This is a genomic window from Tsuneonella aeria, from assembly GCF_009827495.1.
In the GTDB taxonomy this organism is placed as follows: Bacteria; Pseudomonadota; Alphaproteobacteria; order Sphingomonadales; family Sphingomonadaceae; genus Tsuneonella; species Tsuneonella aeria.
Genome location: NZ_WTZA01000002.1, coordinates 514,552 through 537,016, shown reverse-complemented (window position 1 = coordinate 537,016; position 22,465 = coordinate 514,552). Strand labels below are relative to the sequence as shown.

General features: G+C 64.0%; 22 protein-coding genes. 6 read left to right on the top strand and 16 right to left on the bottom strand.

Translation table 11 applies throughout. The features are described 5' to 3' along the window. Positions 1-6: 6 nt before the first annotated feature. From GRI40_RS13115 to gnd, 3 genes are read right to left on the bottom strand one after another with little or no spacing between them, the layout of a single operon-like run. Positions 7-354, bottom strand: coding sequence for a hypothetical protein (locus GRI40_RS13115; RefSeq protein WP_160611963.1), 348 nt, complete (start codon positions 352-354; stop codon positions 7-9). A 60-nt stretch (positions 355-414) separates the two neighbouring features. Next, complete coding sequence (locus GRI40_RS13110) at positions 415-1,737, bottom strand: glycoside hydrolase family 130 protein (protein WP_160611962.1); 1,323 nt, start codon at positions 1,735-1,737, stop codon at positions 415-417. Positions 1,738-1,769: 32 nt separating this feature from the next. Next, positions 1,770-2,753, bottom strand: a complete 984-nt coding sequence (gnd, locus tag GRI40_RS13105) for a phosphogluconate dehydrogenase (NAD(+)-dependent, decarboxylating) (RefSeq protein WP_160611961.1) — start codon at positions 2,751-2,753, stop codon at positions 1,770-1,772. A 302-nt stretch (positions 2,754-3,055) separates the two neighbouring features. Between gnd and GRI40_RS13100 the strand changes: the two genes are divergently transcribed. Beyond that, positions 3,056-3,355, top strand: coding sequence for a potassium channel family protein (locus tag GRI40_RS13100; RefSeq protein WP_337190577.1), 300 nt, complete (start codon positions 3,056-3,058; stop codon positions 3,353-3,355). Positions 3,356-3,391: 36 nt separating this feature from the next. Here the strand turns inward: GRI40_RS13100 and GRI40_RS13095 are convergent, their stop codons facing one another. After that, positions 3,392-4,141: a ZIP family metal transporter gene (locus GRI40_RS13095; protein ID WP_160611960.1), complete on the bottom strand. Its 750-nt coding sequence runs from the start codon at positions 4,139-4,141 to the stop codon at positions 3,392-3,394. 319 nt (positions 4,142-4,460) lie between these two features. After that, the gene (locus tag GRI40_RS13090) at positions 4,461-4,676 is read right to left on the bottom strand and encodes a hypothetical protein (protein WP_160611959.1); all 216 of its coding nucleotides are present in this window, start codon (positions 4,674-4,676) and stop codon (positions 4,461-4,463) included. A 527-nt stretch (positions 4,677-5,203) separates the two neighbouring features. Here GRI40_RS13090 and GRI40_RS13085 point away from each other — a divergent pair. After that, a complete protein-coding gene (locus tag GRI40_RS13085; protein WP_237489183.1) occupies positions 5,204-5,506 on the top strand; it encodes a hypothetical protein in 303 nt (100 codons plus the stop codon). Here GRI40_RS13085 and GRI40_RS13080 read toward each other — a convergent pair. Continuing rightward, positions 5,503-6,651: a two-component system sensor histidine kinase NtrB gene (locus GRI40_RS13080; RefSeq protein WP_160611958.1), complete on the bottom strand. Its 1,149-nt coding sequence runs from the start codon at positions 6,649-6,651 to the stop codon at positions 5,503-5,505. The two genes, GRI40_RS13085 and GRI40_RS13080, sit on opposite strands and share 4 nt — an antisense overlap. Positions 6,652-6,762: 111 nt before the next feature. On the opposite strand from GRI40_RS13080, the gene GRI40_RS13075 reads away from it, so the two are divergent. After that, positions 6,763-7,425 carry a response regulator transcription factor gene (locus GRI40_RS13075; RefSeq protein WP_160611957.1) on the top strand — a complete coding sequence of 221 codons (663 nt, stop codon included), beginning with the start codon at positions 6,763-6,765 and terminating at the stop codon, positions 7,423-7,425. A gap of 260 nt (positions 7,426-7,685) precedes the next feature. Here the strand turns inward: GRI40_RS13075 and GRI40_RS13070 are convergent, their stop codons facing one another. Continuing rightward, positions 7,686-7,853: a DUF2933 domain-containing protein gene (locus GRI40_RS13070; RefSeq protein WP_337190576.1), complete on the bottom strand. Its 168-nt coding sequence runs from the start codon at positions 7,851-7,853 to the stop codon at positions 7,686-7,688. 459 nt (positions 7,854-8,312) lie between these two features. Here GRI40_RS13070 and GRI40_RS13065 point away from each other — a divergent pair, with 459 nt between their 5' ends. After that, complete coding sequence (locus tag GRI40_RS13065) at positions 8,313-9,533, top strand: hypothetical protein (RefSeq protein ID WP_337190575.1); 1,221 nt, start codon at positions 8,313-8,315, stop codon at positions 9,531-9,533. Positions 9,534-9,625: 92 nt separating this feature from the next. Here GRI40_RS13065 and GRI40_RS13060 read toward each other — a convergent pair whose 3' ends face one another. The 7 genes from GRI40_RS13060 to GRI40_RS13030 all read right to left on the bottom strand — a co-directional run bounded on the left by GRI40_RS13060 (position 9,626) and on the right by GRI40_RS13030 (position 19,479). Beyond that, a complete protein-coding gene (locus GRI40_RS13060) occupies positions 9,626-9,889 on the bottom strand; it encodes a helix-turn-helix transcriptional regulator (protein ID WP_160611954.1) in 264 nt (87 codons plus the stop codon). Positions 9,890-10,141: 252 nt separating this feature from the next. Beyond that, the gene (locus tag GRI40_RS13055; protein ID WP_160611953.1) at positions 10,142-11,188 is read right to left on the bottom strand and encodes a type II glyceraldehyde-3-phosphate dehydrogenase; all 1,047 of its coding nucleotides are present in this window, start codon (positions 11,186-11,188) and stop codon (positions 10,142-10,144) included. Positions 11,189-11,217: 29 nt separating this feature from the next. Then, positions 11,218-12,744 (bottom strand): thymidine phosphorylase family protein, encoded by a 1,527-nt coding sequence (locus GRI40_RS13050; protein WP_160611952.1) that lies wholly within the window; start codon positions 12,742-12,744, stop codon positions 11,218-11,220. Beyond that, a complete protein-coding gene (locus GRI40_RS13045) occupies positions 12,741-14,099 on the bottom strand; it encodes an MBL fold metallo-hydrolase RNA specificity domain-containing protein (RefSeq protein ID WP_160611951.1) in 1,359 nt (452 codons plus the stop codon). Before GRI40_RS13045 ends, GRI40_RS13050 begins: the two co-directional genes overlap by 4 nt. Next, positions 14,099-16,462 (bottom strand): phosphoketolase family protein, encoded by a 2,364-nt coding sequence (locus tag GRI40_RS13040; protein ID WP_237489182.1) that lies wholly within the window; start codon positions 16,460-16,462, stop codon positions 14,099-14,101. The genes GRI40_RS13045 and GRI40_RS13040 overlap by 1 nt, the downstream gene beginning before the upstream one ends. 58 nt (positions 16,463-16,520) lie before the next feature. Further along, a complete protein-coding gene (locus tag GRI40_RS13035; protein WP_160611950.1) occupies positions 16,521-17,513 on the bottom strand; it encodes a ribose-phosphate pyrophosphokinase in 993 nt (330 codons plus the stop codon). Positions 17,514-17,517: 4 nt separating this feature from the next. Further along, on the bottom strand, positions 17,518-19,479 hold the full coding sequence (locus GRI40_RS13030; protein ID WP_237489181.1) for a heavy metal translocating P-type ATPase: 1,962 nt from the start codon (positions 19,477-19,479) through the stop codon (positions 17,518-17,520). A 6-nt stretch (positions 19,480-19,485) separates the two neighbouring features. Here GRI40_RS13030 and GRI40_RS13965 point away from each other — a divergent pair, with 6 nt between their 5' ends. Then, entirely contained in the window at positions 19,486-19,674 is a 189-nt protein-coding gene (locus GRI40_RS13965) for a hypothetical protein (RefSeq protein WP_237489180.1), read from the top strand. Between the two features lie 150 nt (positions 19,675-19,824). On the opposite strand, the gene GRI40_RS13960 is transcribed toward GRI40_RS13965, so the two are convergent. After that, on the bottom strand, positions 19,825-20,160 hold the full coding sequence (locus GRI40_RS13960) for a DUF2933 domain-containing protein (RefSeq protein WP_337190574.1): 336 nt from the start codon (positions 20,158-20,160) through the stop codon (positions 19,825-19,827). 281 nt (positions 20,161-20,441) lie between these two features. Here GRI40_RS13960 and GRI40_RS13020 point away from each other — a divergent pair, with 281 nt between their 5' ends. Continuing rightward, positions 20,442-21,404, top strand: coding sequence for a cation diffusion facilitator family transporter (locus GRI40_RS13020; protein WP_067503931.1), 963 nt, complete (start codon positions 20,442-20,444; stop codon positions 21,402-21,404). Between the two features lie 271 nt (positions 21,405-21,675). Here the strand turns inward: GRI40_RS13020 and GRI40_RS13015 are convergent, their stop codons facing one another. Continuing rightward, complete coding sequence (locus GRI40_RS13015) at positions 21,676-22,272, bottom strand: adenylate kinase (RefSeq protein WP_337190573.1); 597 nt, start codon at positions 22,270-22,272, stop codon at positions 21,676-21,678. Positions 22,273-22,465 lie beyond the last annotated feature (193 nt).

Sequence of the window (22,465 nt, the reverse complement as noted above, 5' to 3'; positions counted from 1 at the left end):
TGCGACTTACATGTCATCCTCGCCCATGCTCGTCGAGTTGCTCGGCGGCGGGCTGGGAGCCGCCTGCGGGTTGGCGCCGCCGGGTCCCATGGGCATGTTGTCATGCGGCATTCGGTCCATCTGGCCGTCGGCACCCATGCGGTGGTCGTCGTCCGACATTGCGTCGTGCATCTGGGCGGCTCCGTGACCGCCATCGTCGCCCGCAGCAGTGGCGGTTGGCGTGGCAACGGCCTGGGTGGCCGCAGGGTCGGGCGTCGTTTCCTCCTCGGCCTGACACGCCGAAAGACCCAATGCGGCAAGCGCAGAGATGGTCGGAAGGACCAGGAGGCGATTGAGGCGAGTGCGGTTTATCATGCTAGTTTCCTTTCTTGGCTCTGTGGAACACGCTTTGTTGTCTAGGTTGGCGACCCAGTGTCATGCCATCGAGCTCACCAGCTCGTTCAGGGACATCGTTGCGAACGTGGTGAAGCTGTCGGCAATGGCGAAAGGCAGGACCAGCGTGCGACCATGGACCAGCGCGCCGCAGCTGTACGTCACGTTGGGCACGTAACCGGATCGCTCCGTCGCGCCCGGTCGCAGGAGCGGCTCGGTCGTTCGCGCCAGCAGCTTGGTCGGGTCCTCGCGGTCGAGAAGGCACGCCCCGATGCAGTAATTGCGGACCGAGCCAACCCCATGGGTGATCACCAGCCAGCCCTCGTCGATCTCGATCGGCGAACCGCAGTTTCCGATCTGGACGAACTCCCATGGCCAGCGCGGTGCGACCGCCCGCGCTCCGCCACTCCAGTGGTTCAGGTCGGGCGAGCTCAAGAACAGGATGTTCTCGTTGTCCTGGCGACCGATCATCGCGTACCTGCCCGCAACGCGGCGCGGAAACAGGGCCATGCCCTTGCTGCTCGTCGCCGGACCTCCAAGTGGTGTCATGTCGAAGGTCCGAAAATCGATCGTCCGCAGCAGCTCCTGCCGGATTTCCCGACCGCTGAAGGCGGTGTAGGTGCCGTAATAGCTTACCGAGCCGTCCTCGTCGGTGAACCGGACAAGCCGCAGGTCCTCGATGCCGTGGCTTTGGCTCTCGGTAACAGGCGAGATGACCACCTCCGAGAGGTCGTGCGTTCCATCGCACACGATGCGCACTCCTGCCTCTCCGGCCGGCAATTCGACCGGATAGGTGGTCTGCAGCAGGGTTGGCTGGGGCTTCGGAGAATCAAGTGTCAGCGACCCACCCGCAGTGCACGTGCCGGTGCGGAAGGCGATGGAGGAAATGTGTCCTTCCCCCACCGCCCTGAGCGAAAGGATGAAGCGAACCGCGCCGTCCTCGACACCTGACTGGTCGGGATGAGAGACGATGCTTGGATTGAACAGCGCCGCGGCCTCGTACGAATATTCGGTGCAGAAGTACGCCCCGATAAGGATCGCGCGATCACGGCTGACGTCGCATCGACAGATCAGCAACCCGTTAACGGCGTCGAACCGGCGCAAAAAGACCGCGTCCAGATCGCGATGTCGGCCCGCAAGACCTACCAGCAGGCGCTCGAGCTCCGCGGCAACGTCCGCATCGCCGAGTGCAAGCACGCGATCGGCGATCCGTTGCGCCCTCGGGCGATCCGATATTCCGTAGCCGGGCGGGTCGTCTGCCGGATTGAAGGGCCGGATCACCACTCGCCCAGGGTCAGGCCGCACCACCGCGCTCAACCGGGTGACGAATCCAGGTTCGGCCACGGTTGCGGAATGCGGTGTCATCACCGCGGGGCCGAATGCATCGCACCCATGAGTCACTGCGGTATCTCGACGTGTCCGCCGAACCCATAGCGCATCGCCGAAAGAAGCTTGTCGGCGAAGGTGGTGTCGACGCGGCTGCGGTAGCGCGCCAGCACCGCGGCCGAAAGAACATGCGCGGGCACCGCCTCCTCGAGCGCCGCTTCGACGGTCCACCGTCCCTCACCCGAGTCGGAAACACGCCCCGTGAATGGCTCTAGCATGTTGTCCTTCGCCAAGGCAGCGGCCGAGAGGTCGAGCAGCCATGACGAGATGACGCTTCCGCGCCGCCACACCTCGGCGATGTCGGTAAGATTGAGAGAGAACCGTTCGTCTTCGGGCAGCCGCTCGGAAGCCCGGCCTTTCAGAATGTCGAAACCCTCGGCGTAAGCTTGCATGAGGCCGTACTCGATCCCGTTGTGGACCATCTTCACGAAATGGCCTGCCCCGGCGGGTCCCGCATGAATGTAGCCGAGCTCGGCGCGTGGATCCTCGTCGGCCTCTCCGCGATCGGGGGTTCTCGGCACGGTTCCCAGCCCCGGTGCCAAGGTTTCCCAAATCGGCTTTAGCGCTGCGACCGCTGGCGTCTCACCGCCGATCATCAGGCAATACCCTCTCTGCAATCCCCAGACGCCGCCGGATGTGCCGACGTCGAGGTAGTTTACGTCCTTGAGCCCGCAGACCCTCGCCCGCCGAATATCGTCCTTGAAGAACGTGTTTCCTCCGTCGATGATGGCGTCGCCTGGGGAGGCGAGTTCGAGCAACCCTGAAATGGTGTTTTCCGTGGCGGCTCCGGCGGGCAACATGACCCAGAACACCCTTGGCGGCGCGAGCATAATTGCGGTTTCTTCCAGTGAGCCGGCCACCTCCGCGCCAGCCGCGGCGAGGTTGCTCCGCGCCTCGGGGTCCCTGTCGTACGCGACAACCTCGTGCCCACCCGAGAGCAGGCGACGAGCGATATTGCCGCCCATCCTCCCGAGCCCGATGATAGCGAGGCGCATTTTGCCATTCCTTGTCCTACCCGGGCAGGATTACACCGAGGCGAAGAAGGCGACACTTGGCAGAGTCGGCGAATAGCCAGCATTCGTAATTGTGCGGAGCGTCGGCTGTGGTCGGCATGTGCTCGGCATTTGCCAAGTTCACGCGGCTTTGGGAGTTGAGAGGGTAATGCTGATCCAGTTGCTTCTAGCGATCGTGATGGTCGTGATGACCGTTACGGTGCATCTGCTTGGATTGGCCGCCCTCGTTCGCTTGCTGCGAGCCGGCCACGGACTGGTCCGCCGCGTCCGCAAGTCCGCTCACCTTGCTGCTCGCCGCTTCTGTCGGACTGTTTGCGCTACATACCCTCGAGATCTGGCTCCATGCCGCAGCATATCTGCTCGTCGGGGCCGCAGCGAACTTCGAGGAGGCCTTGTACTTCTCTACGGTGACCTACACCACGCTTGGCTACGGCGATATCGTGCTGGCGCAGACTTGGCGGATTTTCGGCGCCATCGAAGGTGCGACCGGGTTGATGATGATCGGCTGGTCAACCGCGTTCCTGGTGTCGATCCTCGCGCAGCTCAAGCTTCTCACGCACGACTGGCTCAAACAGGACATCTAGACCGGGGCACCGAGCGGCGCCCGTCGGGTGCCTGCATCAACCGAGTAGCTTGGCCAGGGCGAAGGCGAGCAGGAAACCAAACGCCGCCAGCACACCGTTGCAACGGGAAGCCTGTTCGGCCGCCTCGGGGATCATCGTATCGACAAGCATCGCGAGGATCGCGCCGGCGGCGACACTCAACGCTGTCGCGACCAGCGCTGGCGAAGCCTGCGAGAACGTGAAATGGCCGGCCAGCGCAGCGACGCCGGAAGCGAGCGCAATCGTCGTCCAGACCGCGAACACATAGAGCGGGCCGCGGCCCGATCGTTTCATCCCGGCGGCGCTCGAGAGCGCTTCGGGTATATTCGCGACGAAGAAGGCTGCCACTGTGACGGCGTTCTCATGCGTGCCATCAAGGGAGCCGACGCCGATGATGAAGGATTCCGGGACCCCGTCGAGGAGCGTGCCCGCGGCGATCGCTAGGCCGGCGGACGGGTCCTGCTGCGCACAGGGATTACAGCCGGACCGCTTGCGGTGATCGCCCCCCGCGGCGCTGATGAGCGCGTTGCAAAGTGCGAAAATTATTGCGCCGGCCAGGAGCCCGCCGCCCGTCAATGCCAGCCCGCTCCGCTCGTAGGCCCGATCGACGAGATCGAAGGCGATGACCGAGACCAGGACACCGGCACCCAGCGCCATGACAGCTGAGAGCACACGCTGTGGAAGATGCAGCCAGTAGCCTGTAGCCGCGCCGATCAGGAGCGCGGAGCCTCCGATCAGCCCTAGGAACCCTGCTTCAAGCGCTGGCACGATTGACCCGCCTGGCGGCCAAGCGAGCGTCGGCGCGACCTTCAACGACGAGGGGGGAGACCTCGCGCTCCGACTTTGCCCGCGCCCGCCTCATGATGGTGCTCCCCCGCGTGCAACGGAAGTGGACTTCCTGGCGACCAGGTTGTGTCGGCCACGCGGCCGGCCGCGCTGCTCGCGCAACACGACAGCGGCTGGAGCCGTTGCTTCCTCGGATATCAGAGGCGTCGCAAATCGCCCCCGCAGTCGTGACGGGCAGCAGGGCCGATCGAAACGGCCGCACGTGCATCTCGCGGGATGCGGCATCTGCTGCCCGTCAGAACTAGCTTATTCCGAGCATCTGGCGGCAGCGAGCATGAGTCACATTCATCGGGTTCATGCCCATGCCTTTGGCCTCCGCGTGGTCGTGGCGGTGATCGGTGCCCATCTCCCGCTCCATCCGCTCGCAGTAGGCACGCTCCTGCGAACCCGGTTCAGTGGTGGTCACGCAGCCGGCGAGCGGCAGAGCGGCAAGGAGAATCAACGCTAGTTTGGACATGGAAATTTCCCTTCTGAGCGGAACAGTGGATCTGTCTGATGATTGAGACTGACCGCACCTGACAGCGGCCGATTTCAGCCGCGATTGGTAATTCTCCGGAGCAGCCGTGTGTTGAGTGGCTGTCGGCGGAATCTCGCAAGGGCCGAACGGGTCGTGCTCTGAGGGCTGCGGTAAGCATTCGCCGGCCCGGTCTTTCCGGACCTCGGGTCAGCGCTTTTATGAGCGCGCCTCAAGCCTCCGTACAATTGCGGGTGCCGTGATCCGTGCGGGTGCTTCAGACAGGGGCGGCAGGCGATTCCGCATGACCCCCCGGGAATCGCCCGCGACGTCGCTCGGCGATACTCAGCAAAGCACAGACAGCTGGTACAGCAGACATGGTCCGCCGACACTTGGACGCCGCTTTCTTGGCCTCGAACGAAGCGCTGGCAATCCGAAAAGGTCGCATTGATATGTCCGAGTGGAAGCTGCTTCGCCTCGAGCTCGCTCGCACTCCCGAGTTTCCGCGTGGTTCGGCAAGCAGGGCCTACATGCTCCGTCTGCCCCTGGACGACGAGGGCGGCATCGACGAGGTTGCGCTGGCCAGCAGGCCGGCACTGGCCACTGTCCGCCGATTCTGGCCCAACGAGCCGGATCGCCAAGGACGGCTCGAGCGCACCAGTTGCGGCTGGGCCTTCTCAGAGGGGCTCGGCCCGCAGAACTGCGAATCAATCTGTCACCTTGAGTGCGACTGCCTCACCGTCGGCGCGTGCGTGACATTGGTCGAGCCCGATGGAAGCAGCTTCCCCTTCCGCGTTGTTCGAGCTGATGCCGAAGGCCTCCGCGGCGGTTAGTCCAGCAGTTCGCCCGCAGTTGCGTCTGGCAAGGTAAAATGAAACGCCGCGCCGCCTAGCGGCGAGCTGGACACCCAGATGCGACCTTCGTGAGCCTCTATGATTGTGCGGCTTATGGAGAGGCCCACGCCCATTCCGGCAGCCTTGGTGCTCTGAAAGGGCTGAAAGAGGTCTCGGGCCACAGCGGCCGGCAAGCCGGGGCCGCTGTCCGCCACCTGGACCTCGATCATGCCGCCGGGAGCCTTGCGGCTGCTGATCTTGAGCTGCTTCAAGGGGGTCTCTTCCATCGCCTCGATGGCATTGCGGATCAGGTTGAGCAGGACCTGCTGTATCTGAATCTTATCAGCGAGTACGTGCTCTCCTGCCCCTACCGATACGTCGAACTCGAGCGCGCGGCTCCCGGTGCTCATGAACGCAAGCGCACTTGCTTCGTTTACCAGGCGGCTAAGAGGAACCGCCTGCCGATCGGTGTCACCACGCTTGATGAAATCGCGCAATCGCCGCACGATCTGCCCGGCACGCACCGCCTCCCCGGCGCATTCCTCAAGCGCTTCCAGGACTGCCGACACGTGCTCCGGCGAGGCCTCACTCAGCAGATGCTTGGAAGCCTCCACGTAGTTGGCGATTGCTGTGAGCGGCTGGTTGAGCTCGTGAGCGATCGCGGTTGCCAGCGTGCCCATGGCCGTCACCCTGGAAACATGGGCGAGTTCGTCCTGCAAATTGTGCAGCCGTTTCTCAGTTCGCTGCCGCTCGGTAAGATCCCGGATGAAGCCGGTGAACACACGTATGCCGTTGCTCGTGGCTTCCCCGATGGTGAGCTCGATCGGGAATGTGCTGCCGTCGCGGCGTCGGGCCGTGGTGATGCGGCCGATCCCGATGATCTTCCTCTCACCGGTCTCGCGGTAATGGCGGAGATAGCCATCGTGGCGCTCGCGATCCGGCGATGGCATGAGCGTACTTACGTTTTCGCCGAACACCTCGTCTTCAGCGTAGCCGAACATCTTCTGGGCCGCCGCACTGAACCACAGGATGCGCCCCTGGTCATCGATGACGACCATTGCATCCTGGACCGCGTCGAGGATCGATCGCAGGAGGGGTTCGCTCTCGGGCCGGTCCGTTTTTGCGTGCTCGCTCTCGGGCATCATAAGGGAACTCGCTCTCCACTGCGTAAGGAATGTCTAAGCGACGGCAAGGGCGAACGCACGGCTGCTGACGTACGTCTTTCACGATCTGGCAGCCTCAAGGGGGAAGGCCGAATGGCGGATAGCAGTCTGGTGCACATCGTCGATGACGAGGAATCGGTGCGGCGTTCCCTTGATTTCCTCCTCCGCACGGCCGGCTTCAGCGTTGACAAGTGGCCCGACGGGGAGAGCTTTCTCAAGGGAGTGGACCGAACCCAACCGGCCTGTGTACTGCTCGATGTGAGGATGCCCGGCATTGACGGTTTGCAGGTCCAGTCGCTGATGAGCGAGCAAGGGCTCAACCTGCCGGTGATCGTCCTCACCGGGCACGGCGACATCGGCACGGCGGTGCGGGCGATGCGCGCGGGCGCGGTGGACTTCCTCGAGAAGCCGTTCAACCGCGAAAGGCTTCTGGACGCTCTTCAGGCGGCGCTCCGTCGCCTGGCGGACCGCGAAGGGCAGCGCGCCCATGAACAATGGGCAAGAGCTCAGATTGCGGCACTCACGGAGCGAGAGCGGGAGGTGCTCGACGGGCTCGCCTGTGGGTACCCGAACAAGACAATCGCGTATGATCTGGGCATCAGCTCACGCACGGTCGAGGTCTATCGTGCCAATGCCATGACAAAGCTCGGCGTGAGCAACTTCGCCGATGCCCTGCGGATCGCGTTCGCCGCTGGCCTTGGATCAGAAACGCAGTGGCGCCAGCGCACGGGCAATCCTTCACCGGGTCCAAGCTAGTTTTGCGGTGATGTCAGGCACGCTGGGCCAGTCGATCGGGACACTTGCCCGCTGACGTGGGCTTCGACAGTTTCGGCAGTCGCGGGGAGCCACCGACAAGGGCAACCTGTCCTCGAGAGGGATGAGAGACAACGATCGCGTGGCGAATGTGCACATCTCAAAAACCGCCTTCACATCCGAAGCGCCGAAAGAGGCCGGTTCATCATGTTTCTGTTCCGGACGTAGGGAACGGCCCGCGCACGGATCGCAAGCTGATGACGTCAGTGCCGGTGTCCACGATGCATGAAGATGTGCATCAATGGACAAGCCAGGATCACCAGGACAGGCAAGTATTGCAGCGCATGATCCGCATGGCGGGTCAGCAGGTATACGATCGCCAACAGCACGACGGTAATGACCACAGTGCGCAAGATGGCTGGTCTGGTCACCCGCCTACCAACGGCGGTGCTTTCGACCAACCGACGCAGATCTCCGTATGTACTCACCATTCAATCCTCAAAAAGCCATCAGTGACCACCACGTCGATCAGGGGGACCAACGTACCTCAGACAGCATATTGGGCGGCAACCGGTGCGAACCATCCGCAAATGTCCGAGTGCTGTTGGCGAAGGGTCGGACTTCAACACTACTGCCAGCTGGTTAAGAAAAACGCTCGGGGCACCGTCGGGCAGGCTGCGTCCGTAGACGACCCGCGCGAAGCCCTCGAGCTTCTATGAATACTACGCCTGGCCGACCTTGTGAGGGCACTGCCGGTCCCGGCTCAACGTCATCATGGTTTGAATAGTGGAGCCTTCCACCCGCTCGTGGGGGTTCACGATCAGGACGAGAAAGGTCGACACCAAACAATGCTGCCGGAGTCTCTTAACGCGCGCTGTTTCTGCGTAAGCGTGGATCGTGATGACCTGAATGACGCGCTCGCCGCGGCTTCGGGCGATGTCTCTCCGGCAACCGAATTCGCCACTACGCATCCCCATCTGTTCTCGGGGGTAGCGACCTTCCTCTCGGCTTCACTCCTGGACCGGATGCGGTCAGTCGTGCAGGCCATCGAGCGGGTTGCAGCGATGCCGGCCTATATCGAGGCAGTGCTCGCATACGCTCCCGAAATCGCCGGGAAGAACCACGGGCCCAGCGGCGTGTTCATGGGTTATGACTTCCACCTTGATGCGTCGGGGCCGCGGCTCATCGAGATCAACACCAACGCCGGCGGTGCCTTTCTCAACGCCGTGCTGGCAAAGGTGCAGCGGCGGTGTTGCGGAGCGCAGGACGCAAGAATTTCACCGCCGCACGGGTTCGCCGCAGCCCTTGCGGATATGTTCGGACGCGAGTGGCGAAGCCAACGCGTGTCGCAGCCGCTCCGCCGGATCGCGATCACCGACGACCGACCGCAGGAGCAATACCTCTATCCCGAGTTCGTGATCGCGCAGGAGATGCTCCGGGATTGCGGATTCGAGGCCCTGATCGTCGATGGCGCGGACTTTCGCCACGCGGACGGACGTTTGCTCGCTGACGGCCTCCCCGTCGACCTCGTCTACAACCGGCTGACGGATTTCGCGCTTGAGCAGCCGGCGCATGAGGCGCTGCGAGATGCCTACGCGGCCGGCGACGTGGTGCTGACACCCAATCCGTTCAATCACGCGGTGCATGCTGACAAGCGGAACCTCGTTGTGCTGTCCGATCCTGAGCGGTTGCGCCATCTCGGCGCCGACGCGGCGACGATCAACGCGGTGTCTGCCGCGATTCCCAGGACGGTCATGGTGACGCGCGACAACGCAGATGAACTCTGGGCCCGGCGCAAAGACCTCTTCTTCAAGCCGGCGAAAGGGTACGGGGCGAAAGGGGCGTTTCGCGGCGACAAGCTGACCCGCTCGACTTGGGCTCAGATCCTGGACGATGACGGCTCCATAGCCCAGGCTTTCGTGCCGCCGAGCACCAGGATGATGCGCATCGATGGCGAAACTGTCTCGCGCAAAGTCGACGTGCGACTCTATTCGTATCGGGGCGAGCCGCTCCTGGTCGCGAGCCGCATTTACCAAGGCCAAACCACCAACATGCGAACGCCCGGCGGCGGCTTTGCTCCTGTGCTCCTGATAGATCCACCTGGCGTGTAGCTCTCGCTGGCGCGGCCATCGTCGTCCGAACGCGGCGCTGAGGTCCGTGTCGCCGGCGTTCGGCGAGGCAACCATAGCTTGGCACGCGGTGCTCAGGTCTGCGGAGACGAAGCCGAGCCAGCCGCGACGGATTGAACCCAAGCGTCGATCTCTGCCTCGATCCAGACGGCGCACTTTGGGCCGAGCGAGCGCGATTTCGGAAACCGACCCTCGCTCATCCGCTGGTAGATCGCCGAGCGCTTCAGCCCGACGCGTGCGATGACTTCTGGCAATCGCAGGAGCCGCGCAGGAGGCGGTGGGGGCGCCGTTACCGCGAACGGCGGGGCAGTATCATTGCTCTGGGGAACGGCTGTCATCTACTCTTCCTGTGTCATTCACAAGCTCGATCCCCTTCCCAAGGTCGGTTCCTACCGGGTCAGCGCCATTGTGATGTCGCGGTTGGCGAAGTCGTCGATGTGCTTGGCGAGCATGCGCGCAATTGTCGTGCGGGCGGAGCAATATCGGGATCGCCGCGCCTGATAGCGGCGCCGACGGCCTTCTGCCTTATGTTAAGTCCGGCGAGGCTTCGCCGCGGTCGCCGCCGTTTCGGGTGGATGTGTCGGTGATACTCAGTAGAGCCTGCCGTGAATACCGAGCGCGTCATTGGTTCGCGCCATCGACTCTGAGGCGTTTGTCGCTAATCCTGCCAGGGCTCTGATGGCGTCGATTGTGTCGGGAATGACGATGGCCTGGTTGTCGACCATATAGGCGTAGAAGAGCTCGTCGCCTTGAACCTTGAGCATGTCCTCCCACAAAGCCACCTCATAGAGATTGTCGTGCGGTCGGCCGAGATCGGCCATCAGCTCCTTGACGGTGTTGATCGCGGCAAGTCCATCGCCTGCCTGGATCAGGGCGATCCGGGAGGAGGCCCGAAAGGCGTCGAGCACCTCCTCCTTGCTCGCGCTCCGCGTCATCTGGACCGACCAATAGTGAAGATGCGCCAGCGTCTGCGGTACCTTGACCGCCATTGTCACGACGTCGAGCTCCGGGTCGACGCTCAGGGCGTCAGGACCCTGGTGGCTGGGGATGTCCCGCTCGGGGACGAGCGTGTTCATGATGCCGCCCAGGTGACTTTCCCACGGATCGGTTGCCCTCCGCAGCAGCGTGCCCCGCGCGCGTTTCAAAAGGCCTGCACGCTTGAGCGCCGTCAGGGTGCGCACGATCGAGGTTGTGTTGCAGGACACCACCCGCGTCGCCGCTCGTCCTACCGCGCTGTCGAACGAGACCTCGGCGACGAAGGAATGGCCGGTGACCTCATGCTTCTCGCCGCCATGCACGATAAACTTGATCCCGCTCGCCCGATAAATCTCCGCGTTGCGGGCGGCGATGCGCTTGGGCGTGCAGTCGACGACCACATTAGCCTGGGCGAGAAGCTCATCCTGCGTGCCGGCGATGGCCAAGCCTGCCTCGCGCATCGGCGCGACATGGTCGGGCGTCGCCGCGTAAAGACCGATGCCTTGACCTTCAAGCGGACGCAGCCGCCAGTCCGCTGCAATGTCCGCGACACCGGCGAGCCTCATGTCGCTCTGCGCCAGGACGCCGGACGCCACCCGCTTGCCAATAACGCCGTAGCCGTTGATCGCGACGCGGATTGGATGCTGGGTCATCTTCGTCATGCCTTTTTAAGAAATGCAGGAAGTGCGCCTCATGGCTCCACCCGAACGATGTCGCCGGCGATCGCGGCATAATCGAGCGCATAAGCGAGCTCTCCGGCGGTGTCGGCATGGACGTGCAGAAGCGGCTGGCCCCGCGCCACGTCCTGGCCGAGACGAACCTCCATGAAGATGCCGGCGGCCTTGACGTCCGGAGCCCCGGCCAGCTTGGCAAGGCGCGCGAGCTTCCGGTTGTCGATATGGACGACCCGCCCGTCCTGCGCGGCAGCAAGAGGGTGGGTTTGTCCCGCCACCGGGGGCACGCGCATGCCGCCCTGGGCCTCGCAGATCGCTTGGAACTTGGTCCAGGCTCGGCCCTCTGCCAGCGTCTCGAGCGCGAGGGCCGCGCCCTCGCCCGGTTCGGACTTGCCGCCAATCTCAAGCACCACGCCGGCGAGCGATGCGGCACGGCGGCGAAGATCGTCCGGCGCCCCGGGCGCATTGCGCAGCACCGCGAGCAGGTCGTGCGCTTCCAAGGCAGGCCCGATGCCGCGCCCGACGGGCTGTGTGCCATCCGTGAGCAGGCAACGGGCCTCCAGGCCGGAACGCGCCGCCACCGCACGCAGGCGTTCGGCAAGTTGCCGTGCATCCTCTTCGCTACGCACCTTAGCGGTCGGACCTACCGGAATGTCGATGACCACGTGGGTCGAGCCTGCCGCTATCTTCTTCGACAAGACCGACGCGATGAGCTGGCCCTCGGTGTCGACGTCGAGCTCGCGCTCGATTCGCACGAACTTGTCGTCGGCCGGACTGAGGTGGATTGCTCCGCCCCAGGCGATGCAACCGCCTTCCTGGTCGACCACCCGCTTAAGCGCGGCAATGTCCAGGTCTACCGGAGCAAGCGTCTCCATCGTGTCGGCGGTTCCGGCCGGAGACGTGATCGCGCGGGAGGAGGTCTTCGGCATGAGGAGGCCGTTCGCCGCGACGATGGCCACGACCAGCGGCGTAGTGCGGTTGCCCGGCAGGCCGCCGACGCAATGCTTGTCGACCACGACCGGCGCGTCCCATGACAGGCGGTCACCGACCGCGATCATGGCGGCGGTGAGGTCGACGGTCTCCTGCTCGTCGAGCGGCAGCACCGCGCCCGCCGTCAGGAAGGCAGCGAGGTGAACGTCGGTATAGCGTGCAGCCGCGACATCGCCGACGATGTCGGCGAATGCAGCTGCATCGAGGCGATGCCCGTAGATGCGGCGGCGCACGCTGGCGAGCGACTCGAGCGCCGGAACATGGGTGACGCTGATGGGAGCGCCCTCGGTGACGCCGAGCATCTCCCAGGCGATTTCCGAGAGCGCGGCTTCATCGGGCGCCAGCAGGCCTTCGCCTTCGACCTGAAACAGCGCAGCCCGCACCTCACGCCCCGCGGCCGAAAGCAGCACCTGGGAGCGTCCGGTCAATCCCTCGGCGCGGCAGACATGGCAGTCCGTGCGCATGATCACGATAGGCTGGTGCTGGGTGTGGAGGCCGAGCCGCCGTGCGCGCAATGTCCGCTGAACGAGGGCGTCCTGGTCGGGCGTCGTCATAGCTCGAACATCTGTGCCTGACGGGGGATGACGGCGTCCCATCCAAGCTCCTGGTCGATGCGCGAGCGGAGCGCCTCCGAGGCCTGCGCCTCGCCATGCACGATGAAGACGCGCTTCGGCGGGCGCTGAAATCCCGACAGCCAGCGCATCAGCTCATTGGCGTCAGCATGGGCCGACAGCATCGGCAGATCAGCGACTTCGGCCGCGACCGGAATCCATTGACCGTGGATCTTTATCTCGCGCGCGCCTTCCAGCATCGCGCGACCGCGCGTGCCGGCAGCCTGAAAACCGGAAAAGACGATGCTGTTCTTGCGGTCGGGAGCGAACGCCTTGAGGTGATGAAGGACGCGTCCCCCGGTCGCCATGCCGCTCGCCGAAATGACGATCTTGGGATAGGGGCTCGTGGTGATCGCCTTCGATTGCTCGACCTCGCGCGTATAGATCGCAATGTCGCAGGCGTCGCGGCAGACCTGAGGCGTAAGCCGATGGTCGGCGAAATGATCGCACAGCAAGTCGGTCGCATTGATGGCCATCGGACTGTCCAGATAGATCGGCACGTCCTTCAGCCGGCCGGCCTCCCGCAGCTTCCACAGATAATAGAGAAGCGCCTGCGCGCGTCCGACCGCGAAGGCCGGGATGATGACCGTCCCGCCGCGGCGGACGGTGCGCTCGACGATCACGCCCAGCGCTTCGCCGGGGTCGGTCGGCTCATGAAGGCGATTGCCATAGGTCGACTCGATCATGACGAAGTCGGCTTCCGCGACCGGTTCCGGATCCAGCATGAAGGGGTCGGAATAACGACCGAGGTCACCGGAGAAGACGATGCGCCGGCCGCCCCATTCGACGTCGGCCGTCGCGGCGCCCAGGATGTGGCCGGCATGGCGGAAGGTGACCCTCGCCCCGCCCGGGAGATCGGTGGGTTTGGAAAAGGGGACCGAGCTGAAGGATTCGAGCGCACGTTCGGCGTCGCGTACGCCATAGAGCGGCAAGGCTGGCTTGTGCCGCGTGGCGCCGATGCGGTTGAGGAAATCCGCATCCTTCTCGTTGATGTGACCGCTGTCCTTGAGGATGAGTGTGGCCACGTCGCGGGTCGCCGCCGTCGCATAGATGAGACCGCGAAAGCCGTCGCGCACGAGACGCGGCAGATAGCCCGAATGATCGAGATGGGCGTGGGAGAGAATGACCGCATCGATGCTGGCGGGCGGGACTGGCAGTGGTTCCCAATTGAGCTCGCGCAGATTCTTCATGCCCTGGAACAGGCCGCAATCGATCAGAATGCGCTTGCCGTCATGCTCGAGCAGATGCTTGGAACCGGTTACGGTCCCGGCGGCGCCAAGGGAAGTCAGGGTGAGCATCAAGCGGTCTTTCTCTTTGCGGATGGGCTGAGCAGGTCGTGCGGATCGCCGCGGCCGTCGATGGCGGCGCATTCGGCTGCGGACAGGAACTGATCCCGGGGCCGGTTCAGCAATCTCGTCGAACTTTCGACGAGATGTGCCCAGGTCGAGCGGTTGGCGAACAGCATGCCGGCCACGTCCAGGGTGCCGCCCCGGCTGATATAGCCATGTGCAACCGTCGCCGATGGGCCTCCATCGAGCCGCCGCAGTAGCCCCAGCATCGGCTCGGGCCGAGTATGGGTAGCGATCACACGCGGCATGTTCGAAGGAAACAGCTCCGCGAGTGCCGCGTCCTCGGCGGTGAAGGATTGCTCGATCGGATCGCGCGGCGATCGGAAGCGACCGGGCTCGATCAACATCGTGACGAGCGGACGCAGCCCGGCGTCGACGAGACGGCCTGCGGCCTTCAGCGCCTCTTCGAGCTGATAGGCCCCGATGGCGACGAACTGCACGTCCGCGTCGGCGGCTGTGCCTTCGATATGGGCTGCTCCCGTCTCGACCGCCCTTAGCGCCGCCTCCCCATCGAGCCGATGCGGCATGTCGCGCTTCGACACGATGAGGCAGGCCACCTGGCCCCGGCCTTCGTAGAGCGACTGCAGCGCGGCGACGGCGCTGTTCGCATCGACGGGAAAGAGGACGCGCGCGGTGTCGCTCATCTCGCCGAGCAGCGCTTCTCCGGCCGTCGGATCCTGGTGCGATTGCTCGTTCTTGCTGTTCTCCCAAGTGTGGGATGTGACTATCAAAGGCACCGAGATCCAACCCGGCTCGTGCCCGATCTCGCGTTGCCGGCGGGCGAAGACGATCTCCTGGCGTAGACCGCTCAGCATCTTCATCGCGAACGCTTCGTAGCTCACGATCAGATTGAGCCCGGCCTTTTTGCCGAGGGCGGCCCCGGCCACGGCTTCCTCGTTGAGCGCAGTGATGACCGCACCGTCGGCAGCGTCTGCCACGCCCGGCTCGGGGACGTTGACGCGATGGCGCAAGCGCTCGAGCGTAGCTCCCATATGGTTCGAGCGTAGCTCGTCGGGGTTGCCGACCCGGACGCGCAGCGCAGTATTTCGGTCGACGAGGCGCACGAACCAGCGGTCGAGCGCGTGCATGGCGCAATCCGGCGGGTCGCTTGGCCGGTCCCATTGCGGCTCAGGGAGCGTGGGGGCCTGAGGATGGCGCAACGCCAAAAGGTGGTGGCTTTCCAACGGGCGGCGCTGCGCGTCATGGACGGCGAGGGTTTCAACGGCCTGCCGGATCTCGTCGGGCGGCACGAACAGCGCAGCCGCGCCTTCATTGAACTCGCGTCGCGCCGCATCGTCAAAAGCCGGATTTCCTTCTAGCGGAAGATTATGGGCGGCGTTGGTGCCCGCGCCCGGAAAGCCGAAGCCCTTGACGGATTCGGCTATCACATAGGGGATGGGCGCAGGATAGCCGCGTGCCGGATCGGCGATGAAGCGCTCGAGGCGCCGCTCGGCTTCCAATATGGCCCAGGCGAAGGCGGCCGGATCGTGCCCGTCGATGGCGAACGGATCGAAGCCGTTCAGGCGCAGATGATCGGCGAGCCATTCGGCGCCGCCCTGCTGGGCGATCTGCGCTCGTTCCTCGATGCGTCTGCCATTGAGGATCATGACGGGAATGGCGAAGCCGCTGTCTTCCGCGCGCCACCAGCGAGGCGTCCAGTCCGAACCGCGCTGCTCCTCGAACGCGCCGTCGCTCAGAAAGGCGACGAGGCTTTCGCCTGGCAGCGGCATATGGGCATATTGCACCTCGGCGAAACCGAGATAGCCCCATTCGGAGATCGCGCCGGCGGTATTGGGCCCGGCATGGCTTCCGAGGGGAACGGCCGCCGCTCCGTCGGCGGCGATGGCATAGGAATAGAAGTCCGCCGCGAGACGCGAGAGGCCCTCTTCACTGCGGTCATAGCGCCCCTGCTGCGCCGGCGAGACGTCGCCGGTGAGCGTGTTCACCGCCTCGATCGCAGCGACGCTATGCCCCTGCCCCATCAGCCAGGCGCGAGTCTTGGCGCTCAGCGCAGCCGCGGCGAGATAGCCGACGAAGGCCGGAACCATGTTGAGCGACCCGCCCGTGTGCCCCTCGGGCGTGGTCTTGAACGCATCGGCGGGAAGTGGCGCACCCGAGAGATCGACCCGCTGCGCATAAGTCATGTGAACGACCGTCCACATCGCAGCGCTGGCAAGCCGGTCGGCGGCGATCAGGATGCGGTAGAGCGCCTCCTCCCCGGATGCGGCGGCCGAGGCGAGCGCGCGGACGCGCTCGATCGTCTCATTCGAGTGAACGATCTGACCAAATCCCTTCCGCCACGTCTCGAACAAATCTGCCTGTGTCATTCTCGCCTGCTTGTTGTGGTTGGTCGGTAAAGCGGAGCGGGTTTCAGCCTCCGGTCCAAGGCGGTGGATCGCTGGCCGGAAAGGAGTCGAAACCCGCAAGCTCGACGTCGTCGAGCGGCTCGGGCGGCCGGCGATGGCGGACGAGGTTCTGCGCGCCGGCATGTGCCCTGGTGAGCGCTTCCGCGACGAGCGGGGCGAGCGCGATCGCGTTGGACGGATGGGGCACAGCATCCGTCGAGACGATGCGGCTCGAAAGATCGGCGAGCCGCTCGTAGGAATCCTCGGCGAAAACACCATGAATGACCGTGCAGACCGGCTTGGCGAATCCCTGAAGCACCAGCTTGCGCGCCGCTTCGATCAACGTGCGGCCGGACGAGGCGATATCGTCGGCGAGCACCGGCTGACGTCCGCGCCAGCCGTCGAGATCGGGAACTTCGACATCGACGCTGCGGTCGCCGTGCCGGATCTTGCGCAGCACGGTGAACGGCGCCCCGACGCGCGCGGCGATCGCCGACACCCATTGCTCGCTTTCCTCGTCCGGGCCGATCAGCAGAGGCGCCTCAACATTCTTCCCGATCCAGTCGGCGAGCGCCGGTGCGGCATTCAGCGTGAGGTCGGGGATCGTGTAGAGTGCCGACAGCGCCGGGTAGCGATGCAGATGCGGGTCGACCGTCACCAGCCGGTCGAACGTGGCCGAAACCAGCCGGGCGAAGCTCTTCGAGGAAATTGCCTCTCCGGGCCGGAAGCGTCGGTCCTGGCGCATATAAGCGAGGTAGGGCGCCACCAGCGTTATCTCGCGTGCGCCGAGGTCGCGGGCGGCGTCCGCGGCAAAGACCAGACCCAGGAAGCCTTGGTCGGGGTCAGCCAGGCTGCAGACCAGGTCCACGCATTTGCCTCGAACGTCGGTCAGGAAGCGCACATAGCTCTCGCCGTCGGGAAAGCGCCGCGTCTCCAAGTGCCCGAGTTCGAAGCCGCCGGCCTCGGCCAGCGCTTGGGCAAACGCTTCATTGCCCGGCAGGGGAAAGATCACACGCATCCGATCATGCCTCTGCCGGCCGCCGGCCCCTGTAGAAGCGCAGCAGCTGCGCGTTGAAGGCGACGATGACCGTGCTGACCGACATGAGCGCGGCCGCGACGGCCGGAGTCATCAGGAGGCCGGTGCCGAACGTGATTCCCGCCGCCATCGGGATCGCGACAGTATTGTAGCCGGTTGCCCACAGAAGGTTCTGCACCATCTTGCGATAGGTGGCTCGCGACAGGCCGAGGATGGCCACCACGTCGCTCGGATCACTGCGCACCAGAACGATATCGGCGGATTCGACCGCAACGTCGGTGCCGGCGCCGATCGCGATGCCCAGATCGGCGACGACCAGGGCAGGAGCGTCGTTGACGCCGTCGCCCACCATCGCAACGGCCAAGCCGCGCGATTGCAGCTCCTCGATCTTCTCCGATTTCTCGTTGGGCAGAACTTCCGCGAAATATTCCGAGATCCCGAGTTCCTCCGAGACCGCCTGGGCGACGCCGTGGGCGTCGCCCGTGAGCATGATCGACTCGACGCCGAGCGCCTTGAGTTCGGCGATCGCCCGCTTCGATTCCGGACGGACGATGTCGGCGAGTGCGAACAACGCACGCGGCACGCCGCCGCGCACAAGGACGACTACGGTCTTACCCTGGCTCTCGAGCTGTCTCAGGCGCGGGTCGGAAATCTCATCGCCGGTGCGGGCGAGATGACCGGGGCTGACGATGCGGATATCCTCGCCATCGACATTCGCCACGATCCCCTCGCCGGTGATGTTGCGCACCTCGCTCGCCTTGGGCCAGCTAAGTCCGCGATCCTTGGCTTCCGCGACGATGCCGTGCGCGATCGGATGCTCGGACTGGCTTTCAGCCGCCGCCGCGAAAGCGAGCTCCGCATTCTCTTCCCCGTCGCCGAGCAGGACGATGTCGCTGACCCCGAACCGGCCTTCGGTCAGAGTGCCGGTCTTGTCGAACACGACGGCGTTGAGATTGCGCGCGCGCTCGAACGCGGCGCGGTCGCGGATGAGGAGGCCATTGCCGGCGCTTAGCGATGTGCTGACCGCAACCACCAGCGGCACGGCGAGCCCCAGCGCGTGCGGGCAAGCGACCACCATCACCGTCACCATCCGCTCGATGGCGAAGCTGGTCGACTGGCCGAGCAGCAGCCAGACGATCAGCGTGCCGAAGCCGACTATGAGTGCGATATAGGTCAGCCAAGCGGCGGCGCGGTTGGCGAGATCCTGGGTGCGCGACCGCGTCGCCTGCGCCTTCCTCACCAGGTCGATGACCTGGGCGAGATAGGTCTTGTCGCCGGTCGCGGTCACCTCGATCGTCACGGCCCCGGCGCCGTTGATGGCGCCGCCGATCGCGGCTTCGCCGACGCCCTTGGACACGGGCTTGGACTCGCCGGTCAGCATAGCTTCATTGAAGCCGGAACTGCCGTCGATGATCGTACCGTCGACCGGCACCTTCGCGCCGGGACGAACCAGCACGCGGTCGCCGCGCGCAAGCGCCACGATCGGAACTTCATGGGTCGAGCCGTCGGCGTCGATGCGGGTTGCAGAATCCGGCAGCAGGCGAACCAGCTCCTCGAGAGCTCTCGACGCACCCATGACGGAGCGCATCTCGATCCAGTGACCGAGCAGCATGATGCCGATCAGCGTCACCAGCTCCCAGTAGAATGTCTCGCCGGGGAAACCGAAAGTGACGGCCGCCGAGAAGAAATAGGCGGCCGAGATCGCCAGCGCGATCAACGTCATCATGCCAGGCTGCTTCTTGCGCAGCTCGGAGACGAGGCCGATCAGGAATGGCCAGCCGCCATAGACATAGACGATGGTGGAAAGGGCGAAGAGGAGAAGGTCGTCGCCCGGAAACGAAATCGCCCCGGCCAGACCCAGCCAATGCTGGATCATCGGCGACAGGAGAAGCACCGGCGGCATCAGCACCATCGTCACCCAGAAGCGGCGCCGGAAATCCGCGATCATCGCTCCATGATCGTGGCCGCCCGCATGCTCGGCATGACTGGAACCGGACGCCTGGACGACGACCGAGCCAGAAGCACCTGCGGATGGTTCATGTTGATGATGGTGGTGCGCGTGATGCGCGCCATGCTGATTCATTCCCTCGTCCTTTCCACGAGCTTTGCCCACGGCGAAGCGTCGGTCGAACGCCGCCAATAACAATATTACGCTGCCGCCTGACTTCTCCCTCAAGTCTGAAGGTTACAGCCGGGAGACGAGGAAAGCGAACTCGATGGAAATACGATATAAATCAGCAATATAGATAATTTAGCGACAGGTGCGCTTAAACGAACCCTCCTGTCGGCTCGCTCAGAAATGACGGGACCGCCGCGCCTGCTCGCTGCCCGCAGCAGAGCTGCCATGCCCGCCATGCCTGCGATGCATGAACATGTGCATCAGCGGACATAGAAGGATGATCAGGAATGGAAGCCAGTTGAGCAGGTGGTCTGGGTGTTCGAGTATGAGAAACAAGCCCAGGATCGCGAGGAAAACCATCAGGCCGATGGTCGCGATGGGCAGACGACGAACGCCGGTAACTCTAAATGCCAATGGAGACGTGGCATTGATTTCGATCAATTCTAAGCTTGCCCTGGCCGGATGCCTGAACACCAGCAGCCCCGCTGGGCAGACGGGCAGGCTGGCCACTTTGCTTGTAGCGGCAAGCTTGCGCAGACTTTCACGTTCTTAACCGAGCGCTCGAATACGAGCGCGCCCAAGCTTTCCCCCACGAGCAGATCCATCGCCCTCTCCCTACTGAAATGAGGGAGATATCATTCTCGCGCGTATTTCTCGTGGCAGCCTTCTTGCTCGGCGGAACGACCTCGCAGCCGCCGGTTCGCGAGCTGCCGATCTGAAGGATCCCAAGCGACTTGAGCGGAAAGTACATATGTCATCCCTGCCCTCATTTCCTCCAAAGGAGCCGCTCGATGGCACCCACTTCTAAAGGCCATTCAGGCCATGTTCCCCCGTCGACGGATCGGCGCGCGCTGGTGGTCTCAGGCTGGCTCACCGGCAGCTATTTCGTGGTCGAGCTGGTGATCGGCCTGTGGACAGGCTCCGTTGCGGTGACATCAGATGCCTTCCACACCTTTTCGGCTGTCGGTGGCGTACTCATCGCCCTGGTGGCGATGCGGCTCGCGGAACGCAAATCCACGCCTGCGAGGACCTTCGGCTACACCAGGGCAGAGATTCTGGGAGCTCTCTTCAACGGCCTCTTCCTCGTTCTGATGGCGCTGTTCGTCTTTGGGATGGGAGCAATGCGCCTGATGGACCCGATCGAGCTGCCAACGACTCCCATGCTTTGGGCGGCAGCGGGCGGCATCGCCACGGAGCTGGTCGCGCTCCGGCTTCTCTACCAACGCCAGAAGGGCAACCTCAACATGAGGGGAGCCTTCTGGCACGTCATGCAGACCTTCGTCGGCAGCTTCCTCATCATCATCTCGGCCCTCGTCATTCGTTTCACAGGCTTCCTGGCCATCGACCCGCTTCTCGGAATGGCATTCGGAGTCGTGCTCCTTTGGGCCTCATGGGGCATCCTCAAGGAGTCCCTGCACATCCTGCTGCAGGGGACGCCGGAAGATGTAGATCTGGATGCCGCCATTTCAGCCATAGGGGGTCTCGACGGCGTTATCGACGTCCATCACGTGCATGCCTGGAGCCTCACGTCGGGACTCAACATCTTTTCGAGCCATGTGCGCGTGCAGGATGCCAGCACGGGGCAGCATATTCTCACCGAAGTAAGCAACCTTCTCCGGGACCGTTTCAACATCTACTTTTCGACCATCCAGATCGAGGAACTCTGCCTCTCCGGCGAAGACAGAGCAGCAGCAATCGACGTCGCGGACCTTTCCATCGGCTCACATGGCGCACATGGCGCACATGGCGCCTGATGACCCTCATAAGGCGGACACATCCTTGGTTTTGCCTCGGCTAAGTGCTTGGCAAGCGTAGTGTGAGGACGCGTAGCTGCGCGGCGCTATCAGATGATGCAGCACTCAAGCGTCTGGCTCTGCCAGGACTAGGGGTTCATGCATCTGATAACGCTGACCGAAACTGACCGCCTGACATTACGGATATCTCTGACCTGGAAGCAGTGGAGAGAGCGCAGATCGGTTCAAGCCGATTCTGGGGAGGCGGCGATGCTTTCCAGCGGAAGCCCGTTTATCGGTATGGTGACGAACCGGAATATCCTCTCGTCAGTCTGCTCGCGATATCACGCGTAACGGCGTCCATGCCCTGCATCCCGTCGATCTGAACGAGTTCTCCTCTGCGGAGATAATAGCCCAGAAGCGGCCCTGTCGTTTCCCGATATTCGTCGAGACGCCTCGCAAAGACTTCCGGATTATCGTCGCTTCGCACTGGGTCGTGGGCGGCCAGGGTATCGGCGACGCGCTTCGCCATTCGCTCGATCAGCACGGCGGGATCGACCTTCAGTTCGATCGCAGCGTTTAGCTTGACGCCCTTTCGATCGAGCATCGCCGTCAGGGCTTCCGCCTGCGCGACGGTCCGGGGAAAGCCGTCCAGAATGAATCCGGTGCGGCAATCCTCCCGATCGATCCGGTCGGATACCATCTGATCGACGACATCATCGGGTACGAGCTCACCGCGATCCATGATCGCTTTGACCGGCAGCCCGAGTTCCGTGCCGCCCGTCACCGCCGCACGCAGCATCTCGCCTGTGGAAAGCCACGGAATGGAATAGCGTTCGGCCAGGCGCCTCGCCTGCGTTCCCTTTCCCGCTCCCGGCGGTCCCAGCACAACCAGCCTCATCGTCTTTTCTTACCTCACGAATTTTCGGCGTCCTGCCGGACCCCTCGGACCCCCGTAACGCTGCGGCCCTGTTCGGCAGCAACAACCGGACCCGCTGAAACTTCTCTCGCGAACCGGAACTCGCTCAAGTCCACGCTCGTCTCTCGCAGAGCTAAACCATATACGAGCCGCTAGGGAACCA

What these genes read in the sequence shown, in the direction of transcription:
- GRI40_RS13035 (WP_160611950.1), bottom strand. Translation starts at nt 17,513, where the DNA reads ATGCGTGTGATCTTTCCCCTGCCGGGCAATGAAGCGTTTGCCCAAGCG.
- GRI40_RS13115 (WP_160611963.1), bottom strand. Translation starts at nt 354, where the DNA reads ATGATAAACCGCACTCGCCTCAATCGCCTCCTGGTCCTTCCGACCATC.
- gnd (WP_160611961.1), bottom strand. Translation starts at nt 2,753, where the DNA reads ATGCGCCTCGCTATCATCGGGCTCGGGAGGATGGGCGGCAATATCGCT.
- GRI40_RS13060 (WP_160611954.1), bottom strand. Translation starts at nt 9,889, where the DNA reads ATGACAGCCGTTCCCCAGAGCAATGATACTGCCCCGCCGTTCGCGGTA.
- GRI40_RS13030 (WP_237489181.1), bottom strand. Translation starts at nt 19,479, where the DNA reads ATGATCGCGGATTTCCGGCGCCGCTTCTGGGTGACGATGGTGCTGATG.
- GRI40_RS13075 (WP_160611957.1), top strand. Translation starts at nt 6,763, where the DNA reads ATGGCGGATAGCAGTCTGGTGCACATCGTCGATGACGAGGAATCGGTG.
- GRI40_RS13050 (WP_160611952.1), bottom strand. Translation starts at nt 12,744, where the DNA reads ATGACGACGCCCGACCAGGACGCCCTCGTTCAGCGGACATTGCGCGCA.
- GRI40_RS13965 (WP_237489180.1), top strand. Translation starts at nt 19,486, where the DNA reads ATGATCGTGGCCGCCCGCATGCTCGGCATGACTGGAACCGGACGCCTG.
- GRI40_RS13055 (WP_160611953.1), bottom strand. Translation starts at nt 11,188, where the DNA reads ATGACGAAGATGACCCAGCATCCAATCCGCGTCGCGATCAACGGCTAC.
- GRI40_RS13090 (WP_160611959.1), bottom strand. Translation starts at nt 4,676, where the DNA reads ATGTCCAAACTAGCGTTGATTCTCCTTGCCGCTCTGCCGCTCGCCGGC.
- GRI40_RS13080 (WP_160611958.1), bottom strand. Translation starts at nt 6,651, where the DNA reads ATGATGCCCGAGAGCGAGCACGCAAAAACGGACCGGCCCGAGAGCGAA.
- GRI40_RS13085 (WP_237489183.1), top strand. Translation starts at nt 5,204, where the DNA reads ATGCTCCGTCTGCCCCTGGACGACGAGGGCGGCATCGACGAGGTTGCG.
- GRI40_RS13110 (WP_160611962.1), bottom strand. Translation starts at nt 1,737, where the DNA reads ATGACACCGCATTCCGCAACCGTGGCCGAACCTGGATTCGTCACCCGG.
- GRI40_RS13020 (WP_067503931.1), top strand. Translation starts at nt 20,442, where the DNA reads ATGGCACCCACTTCTAAAGGCCATTCAGGCCATGTTCCCCCGTCGACG.
- GRI40_RS13045 (WP_160611951.1), bottom strand. Translation starts at nt 14,099, where the DNA reads ATGCTCACCCTGACTTCCCTTGGCGCCGCCGGGACCGTAACCGGTTCC.